Below are 21,961 nucleotides of genomic sequence, written 5' to 3' on the forward strand. Positions count from 1 at the left end.
GCGCCGTCAGCCCTGATCGTCCTCGGGCGGATCGCTTTGCGGCGCCTTGCCGCCATGATGGTGCGCATGGGTCTTCCCGCGCGCCGGCGGGGGCGCCGGGCTGGCGACGAGGCTCTTCAGCGGACAGCGCCGGCCACGGACGACGATGGTGGAGAAGCGATCGAAGCTGCTCGTGCCGCCGGTGTCGAAGCCGATCACCTCCGCCAGATCGAGATCGAGGCAATTGCCCATCAGCTCGGCCTTATACCAGCGGCCCCGTATATCCTGGATGTAGAGCGTATCGCGCCCTTCCACCCGATAATCGTTGATCGATTCCGATCCCAGGAACGGGATGGCAGCCTCACGCGCGGCAGGCGCCGCCTCCGGATCGGGCGCCTGCCCCGCCATGGCGGGGGACGCCAGCATCAGCGCGAGCAGGGCGACGGTGCAAGGATGCCGTGTCATATCCTTCCTCCGGCGCCCCGCTTATCGCGGCCGTCATGAACCGGCGGTGAAACGGGCGCGCCATTCGTCCGCGAGGATCGAGTAGAGGACGGTATCACGCAAATGGCCGTTCCAGGTGATTCGTTCCTGGCGCAGCACGCCTTCCTTCACCCCGCCCAGCTTCTCCACCGCCGCCATCGACCGGCCGTTGCGCGCATCGATGCGGAATTCGATGCGGCGGAAGCCGCAGGCGATCGCATGATCGATCATCAGCCGCTTGATCCGGCCGTTGAGGCCGGTGCCGCGCGCGGCGGGCGCGATATAGCTGTTGCCGATCTCCAGCAGGCCCTTGCCCGCGTCGACGCCCAGATAGGCGGTCATGCCGATCACCGCATCGTCCTGCAGGATGGCGAAGCCCAGCCGCGCCGGATTGGCCATCAACGCATCGAAGCTCGCATCGAAATGATCGGGATCGTAGGAGACGTTGTAGATCGCCCAGATGTCCGCATCGGCCGCGCAGGCCGCGCGCAGCGCCTCGCGGTGGCGTTCCTCCAGCGGCACCAGCCGCGCATCGCCCTCGACGAGGGGAACCAGCAGGCGGGCGGCGTCAGCCATTGCGCATCCTTTCCATGAAGTGGCGGCGGCAGAGCGCGACATAACGGTCGTTCCCGCCGATCTCGGTCTGCGCGCCCTCGCGCACCGCGCGGCCCATGGCGTCGGTGCGCAGGTTCATCGTCGCCTTGGCGCCGCACTCGCAGATCGCCTTGATCTCCACCAGCGCATCGGCCAGCGCGAGCAGATGGGCGCTGCCTTCGAACAGCTCCGCCCGGAAATCGGTGCGCAGGCCGTAAGCCAGCACGGGAATGCCCAGATCGTCGCAGATCGAGGCGAGCTGGAACACCTGATCGCGAGTCAGGAACTGCGCCTCGTCCACCAGCACGCAGGCGAGCGGGCGGCGCGCCAGCTCGCTTTCCACCTCGCCGCGCAGGTCGGTCGCGACATCGAAGGGGAAGGCTTCCGCCTCCAGCCCGATCCGCGAGCTGATCCGGCCCAGCGCATAGCGATCGTCGATCGCGGCGGTGAACAGCATGGTTTCCATGCCGCGCTCGCGATAGTTGAAATCGGCCTGCAGCAGCGTGGCGGATTTCCCCGCATTCATCGAGGCGTAGTAGAAATAGAGCTTGGCCATCGCGCTGCCCTTAAAGCGGTTTACGCCCCTGCGAAACCGGCCAGATGGTCTGTCCCGCCCCGGCCCGTCCGTCGCAAAACTGCAACCCCGCCGTCATCATCCTTATCCTTCCGCCATGGCAGAAGGGCGCGGGGACGAAGAACAGGGAGGCAAGGGACATGATGTTGTTGGAGCTTGCGCGCCGCATCCGGCTCATCATCACCGCGACCGGCGTGGTCATCGGCTGGGCCGCCGGCGCGCAGTGACCGGCTGACCGCCGGGCACGGGGCCGGGCAAGGGCCGGGTCAGCCGTCCCGGTCGGCCTCGCCGTCACCGCCGGCATCGTCCGGGTCGAGATCGCGGGCGATTTCCGGCCGGCGCAGCAGCGCATCGATGTGGCTGCCCTCGTCGAAGCTCTCGTCCGCCAGGAATTTGAGCTTCGCGGCATATTTGGTGTTCACCCGGCGCGCCACCTCGCTCTGGAGATAGGCGGTGTTGGTGCGCAGCGCCTTCAGCACCTTTTCCTCGTCCGCGCCCAGCAGCGGCTTCACGAAGGCGGTGGCGTGGCGCAGGTCGGGCGACATGCGCACCTCCGTCACCGATACGGTGTGGCTGGCGAGCACATCGTCATGCACGTCGCCGCGCATCAGGATGTCGGCAAGCGCATGGCGCACCTGCTCGCCGACCCGGAGCACGCGGACGGACTTGCCTTCGGGGGTTTCGTTGCGGCGCATGGCGCGGCCTTTTCACAAGCTGGGCGCCGGCCCGGCGCGAACCGGGCCGGCGCGAACGATCACAGGGTGCGCGCGCGTTCCTCGACCTCGAACGTCTCGAGGAAGTCGCCCGGCTTGATGTCGGTCGATCCTTCCAGCGTGACGCCGCACTCCAGGCCGGCGCGGACCTCCGGCACGTCGTCCTTGAAGCGACGCAGCGAGGCGATCGAGCCGTTGTAGATAATGACGTCGTCGCGGGTGAGGCGGGCGCGGAGCGCCTTGCGGATATAGCCTTCCACGACGAGCAGGCCCGCCGCCTTGCCATGCTTGCCGGCGGAGAACACCNCGCGGACCTCGGCGCGGCCGACGACAGTCTCGAAATATTCCGGCCCGAGCTGGCCCGCCATCGCGGCGCGGATCTCGTCCAGCAGATCGTAGATCACGTCATAATATTTGAGCGCGACCCCATCCCGCGTGGCGATTTCCCGCGCCTTGGCGTTGGCGCGGACGTTGAAGCCGATGATCGGCGCCTTGGAGGCGGCGGCCAGCGTGACATCGCTTTCCGTGATGCCGCCGACGCCCGAGTGCAGGATGCGCACCTGGATATCGTCGGTCGAGATCTTGTTGAGCGAGCCGATGATCGCTTCGACCGACCCTTGCGTGTCGGCCTTCACCACCACCGGATATTGCTGGGCCTGCTTGTCGCGCAGCGCCGAGAACATCGATTCCAGGCTGGCCGGGGCCGCCGTCGTCCGCTTCTGGTGGATGACGCTGGCGCGATAGGCCGCGACCTCGCGGGCGCGCGCCTCATTCTCGACCACCGAGAGCGGATCGCCCGCGCCCGGCACGCCGGAAAGGCCCAGCACCTCGACCGGGGTCGAGGGACCGGCTTCCTTCACCTGCTGGCCCTTGTCGTTGACCAGCGCGCGGACCTTGCCGCTTTCGGCGCCGACGACGAAGATGTCGCCCACCTTCAGCGTGCCGCGGCCAACGAGGATCGTGGCGACGGGGCCGCGGCCCTTGTCCAGCTTGGCTTCCACCACCGTGCCTTCGGCCGGGCGATCGGGATTGGCCTTCAGCTCCATCACCTCGGCCTGGAGCTGGATCTTCTCGATCAGCTCGTCGAGGCCGGTGCGCTTGAGCGCGGAGACTTCCACCTCCTGCACGTCGCCGCCCATGCTTTCGACCTGGACGTCATATTGCAGCAGGGCCTCGCGCACGCGCTGCGGATTGCCGCCCGGCTTGTCGACCTTGTTGATCGCGATGATCATCGGCACGCCGGCCGCCTTGGTGTGGTTGATCGCCTCGATCGACTGCGGGCGGATGCCGTCGTCGGCGGCGACCACGATCACCACGATATCGGTGATGTTGGCGCCGCGGGCGCGCATCTCGCTGAACGCCTCGTGGCCGGGCGTATCGAGGAAGGTGATCTTCGATCCGTCCTTCACCGTCACCTGATAGGCGCCGATATGCTGGGTGATGCCGCCGGCCTCGCCCGAGGCCACGTCGGTGCCGCGCAGGGCATCGAGCAGGCTCGTCTTGCCGTGATCGACATGGCCCATGATCGTCACGACCGGCGGGCGCGGCTTCAGCGTATCGGGCGCGTCCACATCGTCGGCGGTGACGATGTCGACGTCGCTTTCGGATACGCGCTTGATGTTATGGCCGAATTCCGTGACCAGCAGCTCGGCCGTATCCTGGTCGATCGACTGGTTGACGGTGACGGGCATGCCCATCTTGAACAGCGCTTTCACCAGGTCCGCGCCGCGTTCGGCCATGCGGTTGGCAAGCTCGCCCACCGTGATGGTTTCCGGCACGATCACGTCGCGCACCTGCTTGGCGGCGGGGCCGCCCATCTGGTGGGCACGCTTTTCCTTCTCGCGGGCGCGCTTCAGCGCGGCGAGGCTGCGCGCACGCGCGCCGCCGTCGCCGTCGTCCAGCGCGCGGGTGACGGTGAGCTTGCCCGACTGGCGGCGGTCATCGCCCTTGCGATCGCGCGAGGGCTTGGCTGGCTCGGGCCGCTTGGGCGCGACGACGGGCGTGAAGCGACGCGGCGGCGGGGTGGACGAAGCGGGCGCCCGTTCGCCGGCCGGGGCTTCCGCGGCGGGCGCCGCAGTCGCGGCCTGGGCGGCCTCCTCGGTTTCCCTGGCGGCGCGCGCGGCGGCCTCCTCGGCCTCCCTGGCGGCGGCCTTGGCGGCCTCCTCCTCGGCGCGGCGATTCTCCTCGGCGCGGCGGCGCTCCTCTTCGGTCGCCTCCTGCTTCTCGCGCTCCTCGCGGCGGCGCGCTTCCTCGAGCGCGGTCATCCGCGCTTCCTCGGCCTCGCGCAGTAGGCGTTCCTGCATCTCGCGCCGTTCGAGCGGCGTCATCGGCCGCATCGAGGCCGGGCGCGGCGTCGGCGCAGGCGCGGCGGCGCGCGGCGCGGCCGGCTTCGGGGCAGGCGCTGGCTTGGCGGCCGGCGCGGGGGTGGGCGCAGGCGCGGGCGCCTCCGCCACCGGGGCCGGCGTGGGGGCGGGAGCCGGGGTGGGCGCGGGCGCGGCGGCGGGAGCCTCGGCCACGGGCGCCGCTTCCGCCGGGGCGGGTGCAGCCGCGGGCGCGGGCGGCGGCGTGGTTGCCGCCTCCTGCACCGGGGCTTCCGCCTCGCCGGGCTTGCCGAGGATACGGCGGCGCTTGACCTCAACCACCACGGTGTTCGAGCGGCCATGGCTGAAGCTCTGCTTCACCTTGCCCGTCTCGACCGTGCGCTTGAGACCCAGGGGCGCGCGCATACCCAGTTTCGGCTTGTCGTTATCGCTCATCGAGTACCCGAACCCCTCACTTCAATTCCGTAGCGCCGATGGGCCTTGCGAAGGTGTATCGCAAGGCTCGGCGCTGCCATTCCGTCCAATAAAACCGCGCCAGCGGCCAAGTGCATCGGAAACGCGCGCGGCGGCAGCCGGCGCGACAAGCGCGATATGTACCACATTTTCGCGTCCCAAGGCCATCGACAATATGGCGCGGCTCGCGGGAATTACGAGTCCCCGCGTGTCCGTGCCTTCCATGTCGAGGCCGACTCGCAGCGCCTGATCCAGCTTGCGGGTGCCGTCCGCTGCCGCGTCGCGGGCGTGGAGCAGCAGCGCCACCGTCCCCTTGCGCGCGGCATCGACGATCCGTTCGCTGCCGGTAACGAGGTTGCCGGCCCTGGCCTCCAGCCCCAGGCGATCGAGCGCCGCGCGTTCCAGCGCGCGTTCGATCTGGGCGGGAAGATCGTCCGGGATCAGGAAGCTGGCCGTCTTGAAGGCACGCGCCAGCGCGCCCTTCAGCTTGCCCTTGGCGATCGCCGTTTCCAGCGCCACCCGGTCGACCGCGATCCAGGCGCCCCGCCCGCCCGCCTTGGCGCGGACATCGGGGGCGACGGTGCCGTCGGGGCCGAGCGCGAGGCGGATCAGCCCGTCGCGCGGCCCGTGATCGCCCGAAAGGACGCAGCGGCGCTCGGGGCCGTGGCCGGTATCGACCACGTCCTCGCCGCCCGCGTCCGGTGCGGACTCGACATGCTTCCCGCCCGCCCGCGGCCCGCCCTTCGGCTTCGCGCGGGATGGACGGTGCGTCGGCGCTATCGCGCTAGGATGCTCATTGCTCGCCATCCGCAGCCGCGTCCTCCTGCGCTTCGTCGGCGAACCAGTGGGCACGCGCGGCCATGATGATCTCGTTGCCCTGCTCTTCGGTCAGGTTGTATTCGGCGAGCACGCCGCCCTTGTCCTCGGCGCGCTTGGGCGCATTCTCGTTGCGGCGGCGCGGCTCGGCGCGCTTCTTCTGCACGAGCTCGTCGGTGGCGAGATCGGCCAGGTCGTCGAGCGTCTTGATGCCCGCCTTGCCCAGCGTCACCAGCATGGCTTCGGTGAGGTAGGGCAGATCGGCCAGATCGTCCTCGACGCCGAGCGCGCGGCGCTCGTCGCGATTGGCCTGCTCGCGGCGGTCCAGCGCTTCCTGCGCACGGCTCTGCAGCTCGGCGGCCAGTTCCTCGTCGAAGCCCTCGATCGAGGCGATCTCGTCCGCCTCGACATAGGCCACTTCCTCGAGGCTACCGAAGCCTTCGGCGACGAGCAGCTGGGCCAGCGTCTCGTCCACGTCCAGCTCGTTCTGGAACATCTCGCTGTTCTGGACGAATTCCTTCTGCCGCTTCTCGCTGGCGTCGGCCTCGGTCAAGATGTCGATGGCCTTGCCGGTCAGCTGGCTGGCGAGGCGGACATTCTGGCCACGGCGGCCGATGGCGAGCGAAAGCTGGTCATCGGGCACGACCACCTCGATCCGCTCCTCCTCCTCGTCGATGACGACGCGGGCGACCTGCGCGGGCTGCAGCGCGTTGACGACGAAGGTGGCGGTGTCGGGCGACCAGGGGATGATGTCGATCTTCTCGCCCTGCATTTCCTGCACGACGGCCTGGACGCGGCTGCCCTTCATGCCGACGCAGGCGCCGACCGGATCGATCGAGCCGTCATGGCTGATGACGCCGATCTTGGCGCGGCTGCCCGGATCGCGGGCGGCGGCCTTGATCTCGATGATGCCGTCGTAGATTTCGGGCACTTCCTGCGCGAACAGCTTCTTCATGAAGTCCGGATGCGCGCGGCTGAGGAAGATCTGCGGCCCGCGATTCTCGCGGCGCACCGACAGGATCAGCGAACGGACGCGATCGCCGACGCGCAGCACCTCGCGCGGGATCTGCTGGTCGCGGCGGATGACGCCTTCGGCGCGGCCGAGATCGACGACGACATGGCCGAACTCGACGCGCTTGACGACGCCGGTGATGATCTCGCCGGCGCGGTCCTTGAACTCGTCATACTGCCGCTCGCGCTCGGCATCGCGGACCTTCTGGAAGATCACCTGCTTGGCGGCCTGCGCGGCGATGCGGCCGAATTCGATCGGCGGCAGCGGATCGACGATGAAGTCGCCCACCGCGGCGCCCGGCTGCAGCTTCTGCGCGTCGGCGACGGAGACCTGCTTGAAATAGTCGTCGACCTGCTCGACCACCTCGACGACGCGCCACAGGCGCATGTCGCCGGAGCGCGGATCGATCTTCGCGCGGATATCGTTTTCGGCGCCGTAACGGGCGCGGGCCGCGCGCTGGATCGCGTCCTCCATCGCCTCGATCACGATTTCGCGATCGATCAGCTTCTCGCGCGCGACGGCGTCGGCGATGGCGAGCAGCTCGGCCCGGTTGGCGGAAATGGCGGTGGCCATGGCTTGGTCCTATCCTTCCTTCGAAATCCTGTCCGCGCCTTCGGTCGAAAGCGGCGCGGTGGCCTTTAACAGTGCATCGGTCAGAATGAGCTTGGCGCTGGCGATCCGGCCGAACGGGATCGCGATTTCGCCGACCCGTTCGGCATACACCTTCACGGTTTCACCTTCGAGTCCGTCGAGGCGCGCGTCGAACTGCTTGCGGCCGTCGAGCGGCGGCGCAACCTTGATCCGCGCATCGAACCCGGCCCAATCCTCGAAATCCTTGAGGCGGGTGAGCGGCCGATCGATGCCCGGCGAGCTGACCTCCAGCCGATAGGCCTCCTCGATCGGATCGGCGGCGTCGAGCACGTCGGAAATCCGGCGCGACAGGGCCTCGCAATCGGCAAGGTCGAGCTGGCGGGTGTCGGGCCGCTCCGCCATCACCTGCAGGGTCGGATCGGACTTGCCGCCGAACATCGCGACGCGCACGAGCGCGAGCCCGAGCGCCTGCGCCTCGGGTTCGATCAGCTTCGTCAATGCGGCGATGTCCGCGTCCGCCATATGCCTCCTTCGTCGAGCATGCGACCCTGGCGCCGGCCCCGGAGCGGAGCCGACCTCGCCAATGCCACCAATGTCGAGAGAGACTGCGATATAGGCGATCGCCCACCGTTCGGCAAGCGGAGTCGGCAATGCCTGCGCGCGCTTGATAATCGGCTGTTTTGCGGCTCTATTCGCCTACCAAGGTCCGCGAAGGAGGCTGGTTGCCGATGTGGTTACTCGATCGGATGCTCTCCGGCATCGTCAAGCGGGGGGTGCTCCACGTCACCTACGCCGACGGCACTGAAAAGGCCTATGGCACGGCCACGCCCGGCTGGGCGGAGATTCGGATTCGCTTCACCGACAAGGGCGCGCCCAACTTCATCGCCCGCAATCCGCGCCTGGGCGCCGCCGAGGCCTGGATGGACGGCCGCCTCACCGTGGAGGGCGACGATGTCCGCGGCCTCATCGATCTGCTGCGCGGCAATGCGCCGTGGGAGAAAGGCGGCGACAAGCTGAAGGCCAGCTTCTGGCGCGAACAGCTGCAAAGCATTCTCGCGCGGCTCGACCGGATCAACTGGGAACGCCGGTCCCGGCGCAACGTCGCCCATCATTATGACCTGAACGGCCGGCTCTACGACCTCTTCCTCGACAAGGACCGCCAATATAGCTGCGCCTATTTCACCGATCCCGGCAACTCGCTGGAACAGGCGCAGGCCGACAAGAAGGCCCATATCGCCGCCAAGCTGGACCTGAAGCCCGGCCAGAAGGTGCTGGACATCGGCTGCGGCTGGGGCGGCATGGCGCTCTACCTCCATCGCGTCGCCGACGTCGACGTGCTCGGCATCACCCTGTCCGAGGAACAGCTCGCCGTCGCCCGCCGCCGCGCCCAGGAAGCCGGCGTCGCCGATCGGGTAAAGTTCGAGCTGATCGACTATCGCGAGGTGCAGGGCCAGTTCGATCGCATCGTCTCGGTCGGCATGTTCGAGCATGTCGGCCCGCCGCACTACCGCACCTTCTTCGACAAGTGCCGCACGCTGCTGGCCGAGGACGGGGTGATGCTGATCCACACCATCGGCCGGATGGGCAAGCCTTCGACCACCAATGCCTTCACCGCCAAATATATCTTCCCCGGCGGCTATATCCCGGCCCTGTCCGAAGTGGTTTCGGCCAGCGAGCGGAGCAAGCTGATCCTCTCCGACCTCGAAACGCTGCGCGTCCATTATGCCTGGACGCTCGACATCTGGTATGATCGCACCGTCGCCGCGCGGGCGGAGATCGAGGCGCTTTACGACGCCCGCTTCTATCGCATGTGGCTGTTCTACCTTGCCGGCGCGGCCGCGGCCTTCCGCCATGGCGGCATGTGCAACTACCAGCTCCAATATATCCGCCGCCGCGATGCCCTGCCCTATACGCGGGACTATATCGCCGAGGCCGAGCGCGAGCTGCGCGCGAAGGCATGACAAAATATTTCCCGGAAGGACGCCCCTTCCGGGAAACATCCGCTTTTGTCAGGACGTTGCGCAACGATCCCGATCCGACCCGGAGCCAGGCCATGCATCGTCCCACATCCTTCATCCTGCCGGCCATCGCCCTGCTGGCCGCCTGCGGCGGCGCGGGCGAGGAAGGCAATGCCGCCGCGCCGGCCACGGCCGCGGGCGCGGCCGCCGACAAGCCCTTCGTCGTCACCGTCGTCGCCGATTTCGATTCGCCCTGGGCGATGACGTTCCTGCCCGACGGCCGGATGCTGGTGACGGAAAAGGCCGGGCGGATGCTGCTGGTTTCGGCGGACGGCAAGGCCGCGACCCCGCTGGCGGGCATTCCGGCGGTGGACAGCGAAGGCCAGGGCGCGCTGATGGATGTGGTGCTGCACCCGAAATTCGCCGAGAACCGGCTCGTCTATTTCAGCTTTTCGGAGAAGGGCGAAGGCGGCAAGGGCGTGGCGCTGGCACGCGGCACCCTTGCCGAAAGCCCCGCCCCGGCCCTGCGCGACGTGCAGGTGATCTTCCGCGCCAGCCCCTATGTGGAGGGCGACGGCCATTATTCGGGCCGCATCGCCTTCGCCCCCGACGGCCATCTGTTCTTCACCAATGGCGAGCGGCAGAAATTCGATCCCGCGCAGGACCCGAAATCGACGCTGGGCAAGGTGCTCCGCCTGAACGACGACGGCATGCCGGCCAAGGGCAATCCGCTGGCGGCCAGGGGCTTCCACCCGGCGATCTGGAGCTACGGCCACCGCAATCTGCTGGGCCTCGCCTTCGACGCGCAGGGCAATTTATGGGAACAGGAAATGGGCCCGCGCCATGGCGACGAGCTCAACCTGATCCTGCCCGGCCGCAATTACGGCTACCCCATCGTATCCAACGGCGATCATTATGACGGCCGGCCCATCCCCGATCACGATACCCGGCCGGACCTGGAAGCGCCCAAGGTCTATTGGAAGCCGGCCATCTCGCCCGCCGGGCTGATGATCTATTCGGGCGACATGTTCCCCGAATGGAAGGGCAGCGCCTTCATCGGCGCGATGAACACGCCGGGGCTGGTGCGCGTGGCGCTGGACGGCACCAGCGCCGCCAAGGCCGACCAATGGGACATGGACGGCCAGCGCATCCGCGAGGTGGAGCAGGGCCCCGACGGCGCGATCTGGCTGCTGGAGGACGGCCTGCGCGGATCGCAGGGCCGCCTGCTCAGGCTGACGCCCCGGCGATAGCGCCGCCCCCTGCCGGGGAGCCAATCACCCCTTGGGCGTGAACCTGGCGACGCAGCTTGCCATCACCCCGGCCGGCGGCCCCAGCTTCACCATCGTCGCCAGCGCTTCCGATCTGAGCGCGACGGCCGCATCGGGCTTGAGGCCGCGCGCGGCGATGCCGGCGCCGATCTTGGCATCCAGCGCGCGGTTCATCGGGGTGAATTCCGCCAGCCTGTCCTTATAGGCGCTGGTCGGGCCGCCCAGCGTCTTGTTGAGGAATGCGCCCAGCGCATAGCAGCCGGTCTCCGCCCGCAGCGCATCCTGCGGCAGATCGATCGGGCCGCCGGCGGGCTCCTGCGTCTGCGGATAGGCGGCCGCGCAGGCAGGGGCCAGATCCTGCCACTTGCCAGCACTGATTCCCGCTTCGAGCTGAGGCATGCGCGCGGCGACGGCGGCGGCGCGCGACTGATCGAAGCTCTTGCCCTCGGCGCCCGCCAGCAGGGCGTAATGCATGATGCCCGCCTGCCGGTCGAAGGGCAGAGCCGCCGCCACGTTGCCGCCGCCGGCCGCCCGCGCGCCGAGCGCCGCCACCACGCCGCAGGTGGCGGCGCGATCGATCGGGTCGTCCGGCAAGGTAAGAGCCTTCGGCCCACAGCCGGAAAGCGCCAGGCCCATCAGGACCGGCGCGGCGATAACGACCCGCATTCCATTCTCCTCGTTCAAGCTCATGCTCGATACACGCGAAACCGGGCCGGGTTCCCCCTCCCCATTGCCAATGCGACGGATCGGGGCTAATGCGCGGCCGTCATCTGGGGAGTAGCCAGCCGCCCGACGGGCGGATTGCCTGCGTCAACATACTCGGTCGAGAGGCCGTGGCGCGGCAGGGGCGGGAGACCGCCCGGGCGAGACCAATGACGTCGCACTTTCGCCTGGCCGGGCGGGAGGTGCGATGTCGTTGGATTCATCGCCGCCCGGCCCGGAGATCGACCGTCCATGGAAGCCCTGCTCACCTCGACCGCGCTGGTCGCGCTTGCCGAGATCGGCGACAAGACCCAGCTGCTGGCGATCGTGCTCGCCACCCGGTTCAAGCGGCCCTGGCCGATCGTGGCCGGCATATTGGTGGCGACGCTGGCCAACCATTTCCTTGCCGCGCTGATCGGCTCCAATGTCGCAGCCCTGCTGGACGGCACATGGTTCCGCTATCTCGTCGCCTTCTCCTTCATCGCCATGGCGGCGTGGACGCTGATCCCCGACAAGCTGGACGATGTGGAGACGAAGCCTGCCCGCTTCGGCGCCTTCATGACCACGGTGATCGCCTTCTTCCTGGTCGAGATGGGGGACAAGACCCAGATCGCCACCGTCGCGCTGGGCGCTCGCTTCCACGATGTGATCGCGGTCACGGCCGGCACCACGCTGGGGATGATGATCGCCAACGTGCCCGCCGTCTTCCTGGGCAACGAACTGGTCAAGCGCGTGCCGATGCGCGTCGTCCACGCCATCGCGGCGCTCCTGTTCCTGGCGATCGGCCTGTGGCTCGTCGCGCAGACGGCCGGCTGGCTGTAACGCCGGCCCCGCCTCCAGGGCGCTGAGACGCCCTGGAAAGGCTCAGGCGCCGGACGTGCCTAACCAGGGTTCAATCGGCGACGAAACCGGGCGGGGGCACCCGGACGATGAAATGCCCCTTCACCCCTTCCGGCCATTCCCGGAAGGGCACCCTTCCCTCCTCGCTCGCGGCGTGGCGGACGGCGTAGTCGAGGATCGCGCGGGCCGCGTCCCCGGTCGGCGCGAACCGGCCGAGGACATAGCCGGTGCGGCCCGGCGCGCGGATATGGACGGTGCAATGCTCGCTGCAGGCGAACAGGCACGGCATCTCCTGGATGGCGATATGCGCCGTATCCGGATCGGTGGCCTGCACCGCGCGCAGCGCCTCCGCCAGCCGCGCGCCGCCGCGAACCCCCTCCCCATCCTCGCGGGATGCGACGGAGTGGCGGCAGCTATTGCAGACGACCACGGCGGGTCCGTCGGCGACGCGCGTCAGCATCTCATCCCTCCCGATCAGAACCGCGCGCGGACGCCGCCATAGACGCTGCGGCCCAGCGTGCCGTAGCGGTAGACGGTCTGATAATCCTCGTCGAACAGGTTCTCGATCCGGCCGAACAGGCGCACGCCCCCGCCCAGATCATATTCCGCCCGCAGGTCCACCAGCGTGTAATCGTCCAGCCGGCGGTTGTTGCCGGCATCGTCGTAGCTCTTGCCCGCCCAGCGGACGGCAGCGCCCGTGGTCAGCCCGAACGGCCATTGGTAGCTGATCGATCCGTTGGCGGCGTTGCGGGGCCGGCGCGACAGCCACTTTCCGGTGTCCCGGTTCTCCGCATCGATCCAGCTGTAATTGCCGTCCACCAGCAGGCGATCGGAAAGCTTCAGCGACGCCGTTGCCTCGATCCCGCGCGAACGGGTGCGGGCGATGTTGAGATAATAGCCGAAGCGCGCGTCGCCCGCCGGCGTCAGGCAGAGCGGATCGATCTCGTCGGGATCGGTGGGCGCCGGAAAGGGGCAGCTGTAGAAATCGATCTGGTCCTTCGTCCGCCGATCGAACCAGGTGGCGCCCAGGGTCAGCGCGTCGCTGAACAGATGCTGCTCGATGCCGGCCTCCCAGCCCCTGGCGCGTTCCGGCGAGAGGGTGGTGTTCCCATATTCCGAGTAGAGCTGGTAGAGCGTCGGCGCCTTGAATCCTTCGGCATAGCTCGCCCGCAGCACCGTGCCGGTGGGCAGCGACCAGGCGCCGCCGCCGGCGAACTGGGTCTTGCCGCCATAGGTCTTGTGGTCGTCGTGCCGCACGCCGCCATTGACGGTCAGGCCCGGCAGCACCTCGCCGGTAAGCTGGGCATAGAGGCTGGTGATGCCGGCATGGCCGCGCACCGGATCGGGCACCGGAATGGCGAGCGAGGCCGCCGGCGACACGGTGCGGAAGCGCGAGCGTTCATTCTCGACCCCGAACAGCGCCGTCCACGTGTCGGTGATCGCGAAGCTGCCCTGATATTCGAAGCGACGGTTGCGCCCGGCCGCGTCGAAGGTCTGCTGGCGCTGGCGGGTGGGATCGTAATTGTCGCGATCCGTGTCGGTATAGCCGAAGGCGAAGCGGTTGCGGAACCGGCCGTCCAGCAGCGCGACGTTCAGGCCGGCATAGCCCACGAATTCGCGGTTGATGCCATATTCCGCCGTATCCCCGGCAAAGCCGTCTATCTCCGTCCGCCCGCGCGAATAATAGCCGCGAACGTCGGCGCTGACGCCGTCGGCGATCTCCAGCTCGGCCCGGCCGGTGAGGCTGCGGTTGCTGTAACCGTCCCGCTCGCCTCCGCCCTGATCGGCGCGGATGGCGGAAATGCCGTCCGTGGTGAAGACGTTGCCGCCGATCCGCCAGGCCAGCGGCCCGGTGCGGCCGCCAAGGCCGGCGCGGGCGTTCACGGTGTCGCGCGATCCCGCCTCGACATCGAAGCTCGCCTCCAGATCCTTTTCCGGCATGGCGGTGACGACGTTGACGACGCCGCCAATGGCCTGGCTGCCCCACAGGATCGACTGCGGCCCGCGCAGCACCTCGATCCGCTGGGCATCGCCGACCAGCAGGTTGGCGAAATTATAGCCGCCGCTGGTGGAGGACGGATCGTTGAGCTTGACGCCGTCGATCACCACCACCGTCTGCTCCGCCTCGGCGCCGCGGATGCGGACGGAGGTGACGGTGCCGTAACCGCCGTTGCGCGAAACGGTGACGCCGGGCGTCCGCCACAGCAGCTCGGTGACGCCGATATCCTGGGCGCGGTCGATCGCCGCCTTGTCCAGCACCGTGACGGAGGAGGCCAGCCGATCGATGGCGATGGGCGCGCGGGTGGCGGTGACGATGATCGCGCCGCCATCATAATCCGGCGGCGTCGCCGCATCGGGCACGGGTGCCACCTGCACCTCGGCAAAGGCCGGCGCGGACAGGAGGAAACTGGTAAGAAGAACAGATCTCAACATCGAACATATCCCCAAAAGGCGGACATGCCGCGCCGTTCGGGGAGACAGGATGATCGACCTCGCCCCCCGCGCGAACGCGGCCACGATGTCGTCGCGCGGGGCAAACCCGTCCGCTCGGCGCACCCTGGCCGGACGAAGGACGACCGCGACGGGCAGGTCTCCTGGCTCGCGGGTCAGCGCCGGTCCGGGCCGCCTTCTCGGGACGGGACGTCCCAATGGCATATGGCCCGATGGCTCACCGCTTACAGTTGCAGGGGCAGCCGGGGTATTCCACCCCGTTCCCTTTTCATCCCCGTCGCCGGGGAACCTGTCGCGACGGGGGCGATAGTCCGGCCGGGCCGGGCCGGTCAACCATGATGGCTGATCGGCACCACCAGCCGGCGCCCTTCTACCTCGCCGATCCAGGCGCGGACGCCGTAGACGTCGGCCAGCCGATCGGCCGTCAGCACCCGATCGGGCGGGCCATCCGCCACCAGCCGGCCGTGATGCAGCAGCAGCAGCCGATCGCAATGGCCGGCGGCGAGCGAAAGATCGTGGAGCACGGCCACTACCAGCGCGCCGGCATCGGCCTGGCGGCGCAGCAGCGCCATCACCTCGAGCTGATGGCCGGGATCGAGCGCGGCCAGCGGCTCGTCCGCGATCAGCGCGGGCGCCTCCACCGCCAGCGCGCGGGCCAGCAGCACGCGCGCGCGCTCGCCGCCGGAAAGCTCGGTCGCCACCCGGCCGCGCAGGTGCCCGATATCCGCCTGCTCGATCGCCCGGTCGATCGCGGCGACATCCGCCTCGCCGATCCGCGACAGCGGCGCCAGATGCGGCAGCCGGCCGAGCGCCACCAGCCGTTCCACGGTGAGCGGCCAGTGCAGCGTCTGCCCCTGCGGCAGATAGGCGATGCGGCGGGCAAGGGCCGCGCGGGACAGGCGCGCCACCGGCTGCCCATCCACCCGCACGCCGCCGCCGGATAGCGGCACGAGGCCGAGCAAGGCCCGCACCAGCGTGGACTTGCCGGCGCCGTTGGGGCCGATCACGCCGATCAGCCTGCCCGGCGCCAGATCGGCATCGACATCCGCCAGCACGGCGCGGCGGCCCAGCGCCACGCCCAGACGTTCCGCCCGGATCGTCACCATAGCCGGCGCTCCCGCATCAGATGGACAAGGAAGATCGGCACGCCCAGGAAGGCGGTGACGACGCCCAGCTTGAGTTCCGCCGTGGTCGGGATGATGCGGACGGCGACATCCGCCAGGGTGAGCAGCGCCGCCCCCGCCAGCACCGACGGCAGCAGGATCGCCGAGGGCGACCGATCGGTGAGCGGGCGGACGAGATGGGGCACGATCAGCCCGACGAAGCCGATCGACCCCGATATCGCCACCGCGCCGCCGACGCCGATCGCCACGCCCAGCAGCAGGCGCAGCCGGGTGCGGCGGAGATCGATGCCGAGCGAGGTCGCGCCATCCTCCCCCAAGGTCAGCGCGTCGAGCGCGCGGCCGTCCCACAGCAGCAGGAGCAAGCCGATGGCGATGCAGGGCAGCGCGATCCAGACATGCTCGAACGATCGATCCTCCAGCGATCCCATCAGCCAGGTCATGATCTCCATCGCCGCGAAGGGGTTGGGCGAAAGGTTGAGCGAAAGACTGGTGCCGGCGACCGCCAGCGTGCTGACGGCGATGCCGGCGAGGATCAGCGTCAGCGGGCTTTCCGATCGGCCGGAAAGCAGGCCGAGCAGGCCGAGGCCGGCAAAGGCGCCGGCGATGGCGAGCAGCGGCAGCAGCAGCGGATGCCAGTTGGCGAGGCCGAAATAGAGCGCGATCACAGCGCCCAGCGCCGCGGTGCTGGAAACGCCCAGCACCGAAGGCTCCGCCAGCGGGTTGCGCAGATAGCCCTGCAGCGTGGCGCCGCTGACGCCGAGCATCGCGCCGACGCCCAAGCCGAGCAACGCGCGCGGCAGGCGGAGATCGACCAGGATGGTGCGTGCGACATCGTCGCCCGCGCCGCCCAGAACCGCCGCCATCCGCGCCCAGCCGAGCGAGACCGATCCCACCGCGAGCGATGCGAGGCCGGCCGCGAGAACGAGCAGGCCGAGCCCGCCGAGCAGAAGCAGCCGGTTCATGCCCACATCCCCAAATCCGATGCTCCATCCCATGGATCGCCGCTTGTGCCCCGGCCGGCAACTTGCCATGCCGGCGCGCGATGAAAGCGATCGTCCTTCGCCTCGCGGCCATGTCCGCCGCCTGCCTGCCGATGACGGCCGGCGCCGCAAGCGGACCGCCGCAGCGGATCGTTTCGCTCAACCTCTGCGCCGATCAATATCTGATGGCGCTGGCCGATCCGGGGCAGATCGCCGCGCTTTCCGCCTTCGCCCGCGATCCGGCGATGTCGGCCGGCGCGGCGCTGGCCGCCCGGCTGCCGGTGGCGCGCGGCAATGCCGAAGACGTGCTTTCGCGCAAGCCCGACCTGATCCTCGCCAGCCCCTATCGCCGGCGCGAGCTGCTGGCCGCGATCAAGGGCGGGGAGCGGATCACCGTCAACCTGCCGCCGGCCGAAAGCTATGCCGATATCCTGGCCCAGATCCGGCTGGTGGCGGCCGCCGTGGGACATCCCAATCGCGGCGAGGCGCTGATCCGGCGGATGGAGGCCGATCTCGCGACCATCCCCGCGAACGGGCACGGCCAGGTCGCCGCTTATTACCAGCGGCGCGGCTACATGACCGGCACGGGCACGCTGATCGACGACCTGATGGCGCGGGTGGGGCTGGTCAATCTGGCCGGCAAGCTGGGCAAGGGCCCGCTGGCGCGGGTTTCGCTGGAGGAGATGGTGGCGGCCGCGCCCGATTATCTGATCGTCGAAAGCGCGACCGGCACCGTCGCCGACCAGGGCACCGAGATGCTGCACCATCCGGCGCTCAGCCGCATTGCGCGCATCGCCCTGCCCCAGGCATGGACGGTGTGCGGCGGCCCCGCTTATGTGACGGCGGCGCGCAGCCTGGCCGAGCAGGTCGGCCGCATCCGCGGCGCACGGCAGCTCAGCGCGCAACGACATTGCCCCGCCAGTCCTGCCGGCCCTGCCAGCCCCGCCGTTCAAGCTCGGGCACGTCGGAGGCCGCCAGCGGATAGCCGATGCAGAGCAGGGCGATCATCCGCCAGCGATCGGGCAGGTCGAGCATGGCGCGGACCGCCGCCGGATCGACGATCGATACCCAGCCGAGGCCGATGCCCCGCGTCCGCGCCGCGAGCCACAGCGTGTGGATCGCCATCACCGTGGAATAAGCCAGCGCCTCCGGCATGGTGGCGATGCCGAGGCCGTGCCCCGCCTCCGGCCCGTCATCCGAGAAGACCGCCAGCACGCCGGGCGCCTCGCGCAGGCCGTGGAGCTTGAGCGAGCGATAGAGATCCAGCCGGGCGGCATCGGCAACAAGCGCCGCCTCCGCCCGCAGCGCTTCCGCATCGGCATGGTCCGCCAGGGCCGCGCGCAGCGCGGGCGAATCGACGGTGACGAAGCGCCAAGGCTGGGCATTGCCGACCGAGGGCGCAAGCTGCGCGAGCGCCAGCAGCTCATCGAGCAGGCCGGGCGGCAGCGGATCGGGCCGGAAATGGCGCACGTCGCGCCGCCAGGCCAGAAGCTGGCCCAGCCCGTGCCGGAACCCTTCATCGAAATGCGGCCCGTCCGCGCCGCCCGCCGTCCCGTCCAAATGCTCCCTCCCGCCCAAACGACCGCGACGGCATCGCCCGCCGCCCCACGTCGCCCAGACGGAGCACCGCGCCACGGCCAGTCCCTGGGCCGGGGCAAGAGCGACATCACGCCGGCAGGTCTCCTGGCTCGCGGGTCAGGGCCGGGCGGGCCGCCTTCTCGGGGAGGATATCCCCAATGGCATATGGCCCACGGGCTCGCCGCTTACAGTTGCAGGGTCAGCCGCGGAATGAGGCGGAAAACCCGCCCGCACCGCATTCCCTTTCGAAGCCCCCGAAGGGGCACCGGCGCGTGTGCCCTGCGCCTTATCCTGTTCGCCGGCTTTCGCCAATCACATCTCGACGCGGCTCACAGCTCCACGATCGAACGGAAGCCGCCGAAGATCATCCGCCGGGGATCGAAGGGCGCCTGATCCATCTGGCCCTTCAGCCGGGGATCGGCCATCACCTTGGCGTTGATCGCATCCCGCGCCTCGCGGGACGGATAGGTGATCCACGAGAATATGGTGGTCTCGCCCTCCTTCTGCTGCACGGCGCGGGGGAAGGAGGTCAGCTCGCCATAAGGCACGTCGTCCGCCACGCATTCGACATAGGCGATCGCGCCATGCTCCTTCCACACCTCCCCGGCGCGGACGGCCATCTCGCGATATTCGTCGATCTTCTCGACCGGCACGGCAAGCACATATCCATCGACATAGGGCATCACGGCATCCTCTCCATCGGCCGCCGCAGCGAAGGACGGCGGCGCGCATCTTCCGGCATGGGCAAGGCAACGGCCGGGCGGAGCCGGCGGTTCCCGGCGGGCGGGGCGGATGCTATGCTGCGCGGGTGGCGGGAAGCGGCCGGTGCCGCTAGGGCTTCCCGCTTCAAGGGCAAGGTGGAACGACATGAGCGGCGACGAAGACTATATCTATGACGAGGCGACGGGCGAATGGATCAGCCCGGCGGAAGCGGCGGCCCGCCCGGCCGCGGCCGATGGCGGCGTCGAGGTGCGCGACGCGGTGGGCAATGTGCTGGCGGACGGCGACCAGGTGACCCTGATCAAGGACCTGAAGGTGAAGGGCGCGAACCAGACGCTGAAGCGCGGGACGCTGATCAAGTCGATCCGGCTGACCGGCGACCCGCAGGAGATCGATTGCCGCCACGACGGCATCAAGGGCCTGGTGCTGCGCGCGGAGTTCGTGAAGAAGCGCTGAGGCATAGCCGCGACAGGGAGATCGATATGGCCGGAACCAATCGCGGGGCATTCCACCATATCGACCTGTGCGTGAGCGATATCGAGGCATCGATCCGCGTCTATGGCCCGGTGCTGGAATATATGGGCTACCGCCGGGTATCCGGCGGCAGCGGCGCGGAATGGGACCTGCCGGCCGAGGGACGCGGCGCGTCGCTGGGGCTCATCCCCTGCGATCCGGCGCTGAAGGACCATGGCTATCGCCGCTATGCGCCGGGCGTGCAGCATATCGCCTGGCGGGCGGAAAGCCGCGAGGATGTGGACCGGCTCCACGCCCTGCTGGTGGAGCAGGGGATCAAGGTGCTCGATCCGCCGGCGCATTATCCCCAATATTCGGGCGATTATTACGCCCTGTTCTTCGAGGACCCGGACGGCATCAAGCTGGAATATGCCCATACGCCGGGCTGGCTCTGAGCATCAGAACAGGCTGAGCTGCGGCCCCGGATCGGCCCTGAGCGGCCAGCGGCCCAATATGCGATGGCGGGTGAGGCCGACGAGGCTGTGGACCAACACCAGCTCGCGCGCCACCCAGCGATAACCCTCGACCGCCTCGGTAAAGGGGGCGCCGATGCGGTAGAAGAGAGTGAGGTGCGGGCTGAAGCCATAGCCTTCGCGCGGCATCACGCCCGCCCGCCGCAGCCCGGCATCGATCTGGCGGTGGAGATCGCCAAGCGCCCGGTTGCGCTTGCCCGGCCGCAACGCCACCGATCGGTTGCTGCCGACCACGCGATCGAGATCGATCGCGACCGGCGCCGCCCAGATCGCCTCCCCCACCGCCGCCAGCGGCTGTTCGAGCCATTCGGGATAGCTGGCATGATCGTCGAGGATCGCCATCGTCATGTGCAGATGCTCCATCCGCACCCGATGATGATCGCCGCCGCGCCGGAGCGCTTCCTGATCGATCCTGTAGGCCTGCACCACCGGCGGCAGCAGGGCATAGAAGAAGCGGTGGCGGACCGGATCGACGGACCCGGCCGGACTGGCGACGGACATGGCACGCACCCGAATCGAACATCACGGATGTTCATGATATGTTCTCAACCGCGATTGTCCAGCCCGGCGGGATCGGGCGGATCCGTCCATCCGCCCGATCCCGTCGCGCCGCGGATCAGGGCGTGCCGGTCCCGCCGGTGGCGGCCTCCAGCTCGGCGGCGTTGGTGACCTGGGCGATCCCGGCCTTGCCGAGGATGATGACCCAGCGGCCGCCATCCTCGCAGGTGGCGACCCAGCTCGGCGCATCCTTGATCGGCGCGATCGCGGTGGATTCGCGCACCTGCTGGCAGGGGCGGCCGGCATCATGGATGGCGCGGTAGAATACGGCGTTGCGCTCATTCTCCGTCATGCCATGCAGCCGCTCCGCATAGTCGCCTTCGGGAACGACGATGTTGGTGGTGGCCTTCTCCTCCTGTTTCGGGCCGCAGGCCACCAGCGGCAAGGCAAGCAAGGCAACGGCGATAATCGGCCTGACCATCCTGAACCCTCCTCTGTCGCGGGGCGCCGACGAACCAGGCCCCGGTTCCACCAGCGTAACGATGCTGGGGCCAAGTGGTTGCGCCCGCCCCGCCGCACGCCACCGCGCGGACGGCATTGATGCCGGTGCCCGGCCCGTTCCGAAAAACAGGGTTAACAAATCGTTAGGATCGTCACGCTGGAGTCACGGGCGGCCGCTAACCCTCGGCGGAATTCGTGGTGGGGCCATGAGTTCCGCATTGGGAGACAGACATGAAGACGATCGTATCTACGCTCGGGCTGCTGACCGCTCTTGCCTCGGGAGGCGCCGCACAGGCCGCGGCCGTGGTGCAGACCTATAATTTCCAGGGCCTCCTGAACGACAATTCGAAGACGGTGACGGGCAGCTTCACCCTCCTCCAGGACGCCGACACCCAGACCGCTTCGCTGGAAAGCATCGCCTTCACCATCGGATCGACCGTCTACACGACCGCGACCGCCTTCCTGTCGCCGAACAACGCCAAGGGCAGCCCGGACGCCTTCATCCTGTGGGGCAACGTCAACAATCCGTTCGGGCAGGGCGTGCAGGGCACGACCGAGGATTTCTACCTGACGTTCAACCCCTTCACGCTCAAGACCTGGGATCTCGCTTATTCCGAGGCGGGCGTGGCCGTGAAGCATTCGACCGGCGCCAACCTGACGCTGGCGATCCCCGCCGCGGTTCCCGAACCCGCCAGCTGGGCCATGATGATCGCGGGCTTCGGCCTGACGGGCGCGGCGATGCGCCGCCGCCCGCGCACCTCCGTTTCCTTCGCCTGAGATACCGGTTGGCCCGCGCCGCCATTGCGGTGGCGCGGGCCC

The 21,961-nt window shown here is 68.9% G+C and carries 24 protein-coding genes, 1 pseudogene and 2 riboswitches; of the genes and pseudogenes, 7 read left to right on the forward strand and 18 right to left on the reverse strand.

Annotated features, from left to right (window positions below):
• Positions 1-6 precede the first annotated feature (6 nt).
• The 9 genes from BHE75_RS19225 to rimP all read right to left on the reverse strand — a co-directional run bounded on the left by BHE75_RS19225 (position 7) and on the right by rimP (position 8,058).
• Positions 7-444 (reverse strand): DUF6491 family protein, encoded by a 438-nt coding sequence (locus BHE75_RS19225; RefSeq protein WP_015458259.1) that lies wholly within the window; start codon positions 442-444, stop codon positions 7-9.
• Between the two features lie 33 nt (positions 445-477).
• On the reverse strand, positions 478-1,038 hold the full coding sequence (locus BHE75_RS19230) for a GNAT family N-acetyltransferase (RefSeq protein ID WP_070934873.1): 561 nt from the start codon (positions 1,036-1,038) through the stop codon (positions 478-480).
• The gene (locus BHE75_RS19235; RefSeq protein WP_070934875.1) at positions 1,031-1,612 is read right to left on the reverse strand and encodes a thymidine kinase; all 582 of its coding nucleotides are present in this window, start codon (positions 1,610-1,612) and stop codon (positions 1,031-1,033) included. The genes BHE75_RS19230 and BHE75_RS19235 overlap by 8 nt, the downstream gene beginning before the upstream one ends.
• A 10-nt stretch (positions 1,613-1,622) precedes the next feature.
• The gene (locus BHE75_RS24205) at positions 1,623-1,832 is read right to left on the reverse strand and encodes a hypothetical protein (RefSeq protein ID WP_139181776.1); all 210 of its coding nucleotides are present in this window, start codon (positions 1,830-1,832) and stop codon (positions 1,623-1,625) included.
• 64 nt (positions 1,833-1,896) lie between these two features.
• Positions 1,897-2,325: a 30S ribosome-binding factor RbfA gene (rbfA, locus tag BHE75_RS19240; protein WP_070934877.1), complete on the reverse strand. Its 429-nt coding sequence runs from the start codon at positions 2,323-2,325 to the stop codon at positions 1,897-1,899.
• Between the two features lie 59 nt (positions 2,326-2,384).
• Complete coding sequence (gene infB / locus BHE75_RS19245) at positions 2,385-5,099, reverse strand: translation initiation factor IF-2 (protein ID WP_070934878.1); 2,715 nt, start codon at positions 5,097-5,099, stop codon at positions 2,385-2,387.
• Positions 5,100-5,120: 21 nt separating this feature from the next.
• Entirely contained in the window at positions 5,121-5,924 is an 804-nt protein-coding gene (locus BHE75_RS19250) for a DUF448 domain-containing protein (protein ID WP_070934880.1), read from the reverse strand.
• Positions 5,911-7,518, reverse strand: coding sequence for a transcription termination factor NusA (nusA, locus tag BHE75_RS19255; protein WP_015458265.1), 1,608 nt, complete (start codon positions 7,516-7,518; stop codon positions 5,911-5,913). The genes BHE75_RS19250 and nusA overlap by 14 nt, the downstream gene beginning before the upstream one ends.
• 9 nt (positions 7,519-7,527) lie before the next feature.
• Complete coding sequence (gene rimP, locus BHE75_RS19260) at positions 7,528-8,058, reverse strand: ribosome maturation protein RimP (RefSeq protein WP_070934882.1); 531 nt, start codon at positions 8,056-8,058, stop codon at positions 7,528-7,530.
• 206 nt (positions 8,059-8,264) lie between these two features.
• Between rimP and BHE75_RS19265 the strand changes: the two genes are divergently transcribed.
• Both BHE75_RS19265 and BHE75_RS19270 read left to right on the forward strand, forming a co-directional pair.
• A complete protein-coding gene (locus BHE75_RS19265) occupies positions 8,265-9,497 on the forward strand; it encodes an SAM-dependent methyltransferase (protein WP_070936160.1) in 1,233 nt (410 codons plus the stop codon).
• Between the two features lie 92 nt (positions 9,498-9,589).
• Complete coding sequence (locus BHE75_RS19270) at positions 9,590-10,744, forward strand: PQQ-dependent sugar dehydrogenase (RefSeq protein WP_070936162.1); 1,155 nt, start codon at positions 9,590-9,592, stop codon at positions 10,742-10,744.
• A 24-nt stretch (positions 10,745-10,768) separates the two neighbouring features.
• Here the strand turns inward: BHE75_RS19270 and BHE75_RS19275 are convergent, their stop codons facing one another.
• Positions 10,769-11,428, reverse strand: coding sequence for a hypothetical protein (locus tag BHE75_RS19275; protein ID WP_070936164.1), 660 nt, complete (start codon positions 11,426-11,428; stop codon positions 10,769-10,771).
• Positions 11,429-11,716: 288 nt separating this feature from the next.
• On the opposite strand from BHE75_RS19275, the gene BHE75_RS19280 reads away from it, so the two are divergent.
• Positions 11,717-12,286, forward strand: a complete 570-nt coding sequence (locus BHE75_RS19280) for a TMEM165/GDT1 family protein (RefSeq protein ID WP_015458270.1) — start codon at positions 11,717-11,719, stop codon at positions 12,284-12,286.
• Between the two features lie 70 nt (positions 12,287-12,356).
• On the opposite strand, the gene BHE75_RS19285 is transcribed toward BHE75_RS19280, so the two are convergent.
• From BHE75_RS19285 to BHE75_RS19300, 4 genes are all read right to left on the reverse strand, one after another.
• The gene (locus BHE75_RS19285; RefSeq protein ID WP_070934884.1) at positions 12,357-12,764 is read right to left on the reverse strand and encodes a DUF1636 domain-containing protein; all 408 of its coding nucleotides are present in this window, start codon (positions 12,762-12,764) and stop codon (positions 12,357-12,359) included.
• Between the two features lie 14 nt (positions 12,765-12,778).
• Positions 12,779-14,737: a TonB-dependent receptor plug domain-containing protein gene (locus tag BHE75_RS19290; protein WP_070934886.1), complete on the reverse strand. Its 1,959-nt coding sequence runs from the start codon at positions 14,735-14,737 to the stop codon at positions 12,779-12,781.
• A gap of 134 nt (positions 14,738-14,871) precedes the next feature.
• A riboswitch (cobalamin riboswitch) is annotated at positions 14,872-15,063 on the reverse strand.
• Positions 15,064-15,084: 21 nt separating this feature from the next.
• On the reverse strand, positions 15,085-15,861 hold the full coding sequence (locus BHE75_RS19295) for an ABC transporter ATP-binding protein (protein WP_070934888.1): 777 nt from the start codon (positions 15,859-15,861) through the stop codon (positions 15,085-15,087).
• Complete coding sequence (locus tag BHE75_RS19300) at positions 15,855-16,841, reverse strand: FecCD family ABC transporter permease (RefSeq protein WP_015458274.1); 987 nt, start codon at positions 16,839-16,841, stop codon at positions 15,855-15,857. The genes BHE75_RS19295 and BHE75_RS19300 overlap by 7 nt, the downstream gene beginning before the upstream one ends.
• 80 nt (positions 16,842-16,921) lie before the next feature.
• Here BHE75_RS19300 and BHE75_RS23565 point away from each other — a divergent pair.
• Positions 16,922-17,743: pseudogene (locus tag BHE75_RS23565) on the forward strand (ABC transporter substrate-binding protein); the annotation flags it as partial.
• 10 nt (positions 17,744-17,753) lie between these two features.
• Here the strand turns inward: BHE75_RS23565 and bluB are convergent.
• Together bluB and BHE75_RS19315 are read right to left on the reverse strand one after the other, a co-directional pair.
• Entirely contained in the window at positions 17,754-18,419 is a 666-nt protein-coding gene (gene bluB, locus BHE75_RS19310) for a 5,6-dimethylbenzimidazole synthase (protein ID WP_084653370.1), read from the reverse strand.
• Between the two features lie 96 nt (positions 18,420-18,515).
• Positions 18,516-18,721, reverse strand: a riboswitch (cobalamin riboswitch).
• A 45-nt stretch (positions 18,722-18,766) separates the two neighbouring features.
• Positions 18,767-19,120 carry a DUF1428 domain-containing protein gene (locus tag BHE75_RS19315; RefSeq protein ID WP_070934893.1) on the reverse strand — a complete coding sequence of 118 codons (354 nt, stop codon included), beginning with the start codon at positions 19,118-19,120 and terminating at the stop codon, positions 18,767-18,769.
• A 184-nt stretch (positions 19,121-19,304) separates the two neighbouring features.
• Here BHE75_RS19315 and BHE75_RS19320 point away from each other — a divergent pair, with 184 nt between their 5' ends.
• Together BHE75_RS19320 and BHE75_RS19325 are read left to right on the forward strand one after the other, a co-directional pair.
• A complete protein-coding gene (locus BHE75_RS19320; protein ID WP_070934895.1) occupies positions 19,305-19,613 on the forward strand; it encodes an alkylphosphonate utilization protein in 309 nt (102 codons plus the stop codon).
• A gap of 26 nt (positions 19,614-19,639) precedes the next feature.
• Complete coding sequence (locus BHE75_RS19325) at positions 19,640-20,065, forward strand: VOC family protein (RefSeq protein WP_070934897.1); 426 nt, start codon at positions 19,640-19,642, stop codon at positions 20,063-20,065.
• Between the two features lie 3 nt (positions 20,066-20,068).
• Here BHE75_RS19325 and BHE75_RS19330 read toward each other — a convergent pair whose 3' ends face one another.
• Complete coding sequence (locus BHE75_RS19330) at positions 20,069-20,644, reverse strand: 2'-5' RNA ligase family protein (RefSeq protein ID WP_070934899.1); 576 nt, start codon at positions 20,642-20,644, stop codon at positions 20,069-20,071.
• Between the two features lie 115 nt (positions 20,645-20,759).
• The gene (locus tag BHE75_RS19335; protein ID WP_015458281.1) at positions 20,760-21,122 is read right to left on the reverse strand and encodes a hypothetical protein; all 363 of its coding nucleotides are present in this window, start codon (positions 21,120-21,122) and stop codon (positions 20,760-20,762) included.
• A 251-nt stretch (positions 21,123-21,373) separates the two neighbouring features.
• Here BHE75_RS19335 and BHE75_RS19340 point away from each other — a divergent pair, with 251 nt between their 5' ends.
• Positions 21,374-21,919, forward strand: a complete 546-nt coding sequence (locus tag BHE75_RS19340; RefSeq protein WP_015458282.1) for a PEPxxWA-CTERM sorting domain-containing protein — start codon at positions 21,374-21,376, stop codon at positions 21,917-21,919.
• Positions 21,920-21,961 lie beyond the last annotated feature (42 nt).

The organism is Edaphosphingomonas haloaromaticamans (genome assembly GCF_001853345.1).
GTDB lineage: Bacteria > Pseudomonadota > Alphaproteobacteria > Sphingomonadales > Sphingomonadaceae > Sphingomonas_E > Sphingomonas_E fennica.

Excerpts from the sequence above, each read along its gene's own strand:
- BHE75_RS19230 (WP_070934873.1), bottom strand. The coding sequence starts at position 1,038 with ATGGCTGACGCCGCCCGCCTGCTGGTTCCCCTCGTCGAGGGCGATGCG.
- BHE75_RS19300 (WP_015458274.1), bottom strand. The coding sequence starts at position 16,841 with ATGAACCGGCTGCTTCTGCTCGGCGGGCTCGGCCTGCTCGTTCTCGCG.
- BHE75_RS19270 (WP_070936162.1), top strand. The coding sequence starts at position 9,590 with ATGCATCGTCCCACATCCTTCATCCTGCCGGCCATCGCCCTGCTGGCC.
- BHE75_RS19275 (WP_070936164.1), bottom strand. The coding sequence starts at position 11,428 with ATGCGGGTCGTTATCGCCGCGCCGGTCCTGATGGGCCTGGCGCTTTCC.
- BHE75_RS19330 (WP_070934899.1), bottom strand. The coding sequence starts at position 20,644 with ATGTCCGTCGCCAGTCCGGCCGGGTCCGTCGATCCGGTCCGCCACCGC.
- BHE75_RS19290 (WP_070934886.1), bottom strand. The coding sequence starts at position 14,737 with ATGTTGAGATCTGTTCTTCTTACCAGTTTCCTCCTGTCCGCGCCGGCC.
- BHE75_RS19235 (WP_070934875.1), bottom strand. The coding sequence starts at position 1,612 with ATGGCCAAGCTCTATTTCTACTACGCCTCGATGAATGCGGGGAAATCC.
- BHE75_RS19335 (WP_015458281.1), bottom strand. The coding sequence starts at position 21,122 with ATGGTCAGGCCGATTATCGCCGTTGCCTTGCTTGCCTTGCCGCTGGTG.
- BHE75_RS19340 (WP_015458282.1), top strand. The coding sequence starts at position 21,374 with ATGAAGACGATCGTATCTACGCTCGGGCTGCTGACCGCTCTTGCCTCG.
- BHE75_RS19320 (WP_070934895.1), top strand. The coding sequence starts at position 19,305 with ATGAGCGGCGACGAAGACTATATCTATGACGAGGCGACGGGCGAATGG.
- BHE75_RS19265 (WP_070936160.1), top strand. The coding sequence starts at position 8,265 with ATGTGGTTACTCGATCGGATGCTCTCCGGCATCGTCAAGCGGGGGGTG.
- BHE75_RS19225 (WP_015458259.1), bottom strand. The coding sequence starts at position 444 with ATGACACGGCATCCTTGCACCGTCGCCCTGCTCGCGCTGATGCTGGCG.
- rbfA (WP_070934877.1), bottom strand. The coding sequence starts at position 2,325 with ATGCGCCGCAACGAAACCCCCGAAGGCAAGTCCGTCCGCGTGCTCCGG.
- rimP (WP_070934882.1), bottom strand. The coding sequence starts at position 8,058 with ATGGCGGACGCGGACATCGCCGCATTGACGAAGCTGATCGAACCCGAG.
- BHE75_RS19250 (WP_070934880.1), bottom strand. The coding sequence starts at position 5,924 with ATGGCGAGCAATGAGCATCCTAGCGCGATAGCGCCGACGCACCGTCCA.
- BHE75_RS19325 (WP_070934897.1), top strand. The coding sequence starts at position 19,640 with ATGGCCGGAACCAATCGCGGGGCATTCCACCATATCGACCTGTGCGTG.
- BHE75_RS19280 (WP_015458270.1), top strand. The coding sequence starts at position 11,717 with ATGGAAGCCCTGCTCACCTCGACCGCGCTGGTCGCGCTTGCCGAGATC.
- nusA (WP_015458265.1), bottom strand. The coding sequence starts at position 7,518 with ATGGCCACCGCCATTTCCGCCAACCGGGCCGAGCTGCTCGCCATCGCC.
- BHE75_RS19295 (WP_070934888.1), bottom strand. The coding sequence starts at position 15,861 with ATGGTGACGATCCGGGCGGAACGTCTGGGCGTGGCGCTGGGCCGCCGC.
- BHE75_RS24205 (WP_139181776.1), bottom strand. The coding sequence starts at position 1,832 with ATGACCACGCCGGTCGCGGTGATGATGAGCCGGATGCGGCGCGCAAGC.
- BHE75_RS19285 (WP_070934884.1), bottom strand. The coding sequence starts at position 12,764 with ATGCTGACGCGCGTCGCCGACGGACCCGCCGTGGTCGTCTGCAATAGC.
- BHE75_RS19315 (WP_070934893.1), bottom strand. The coding sequence starts at position 19,120 with ATGCCCTATGTCGATGGATATGTGCTTGCCGTGCCGGTCGAGAAGATC.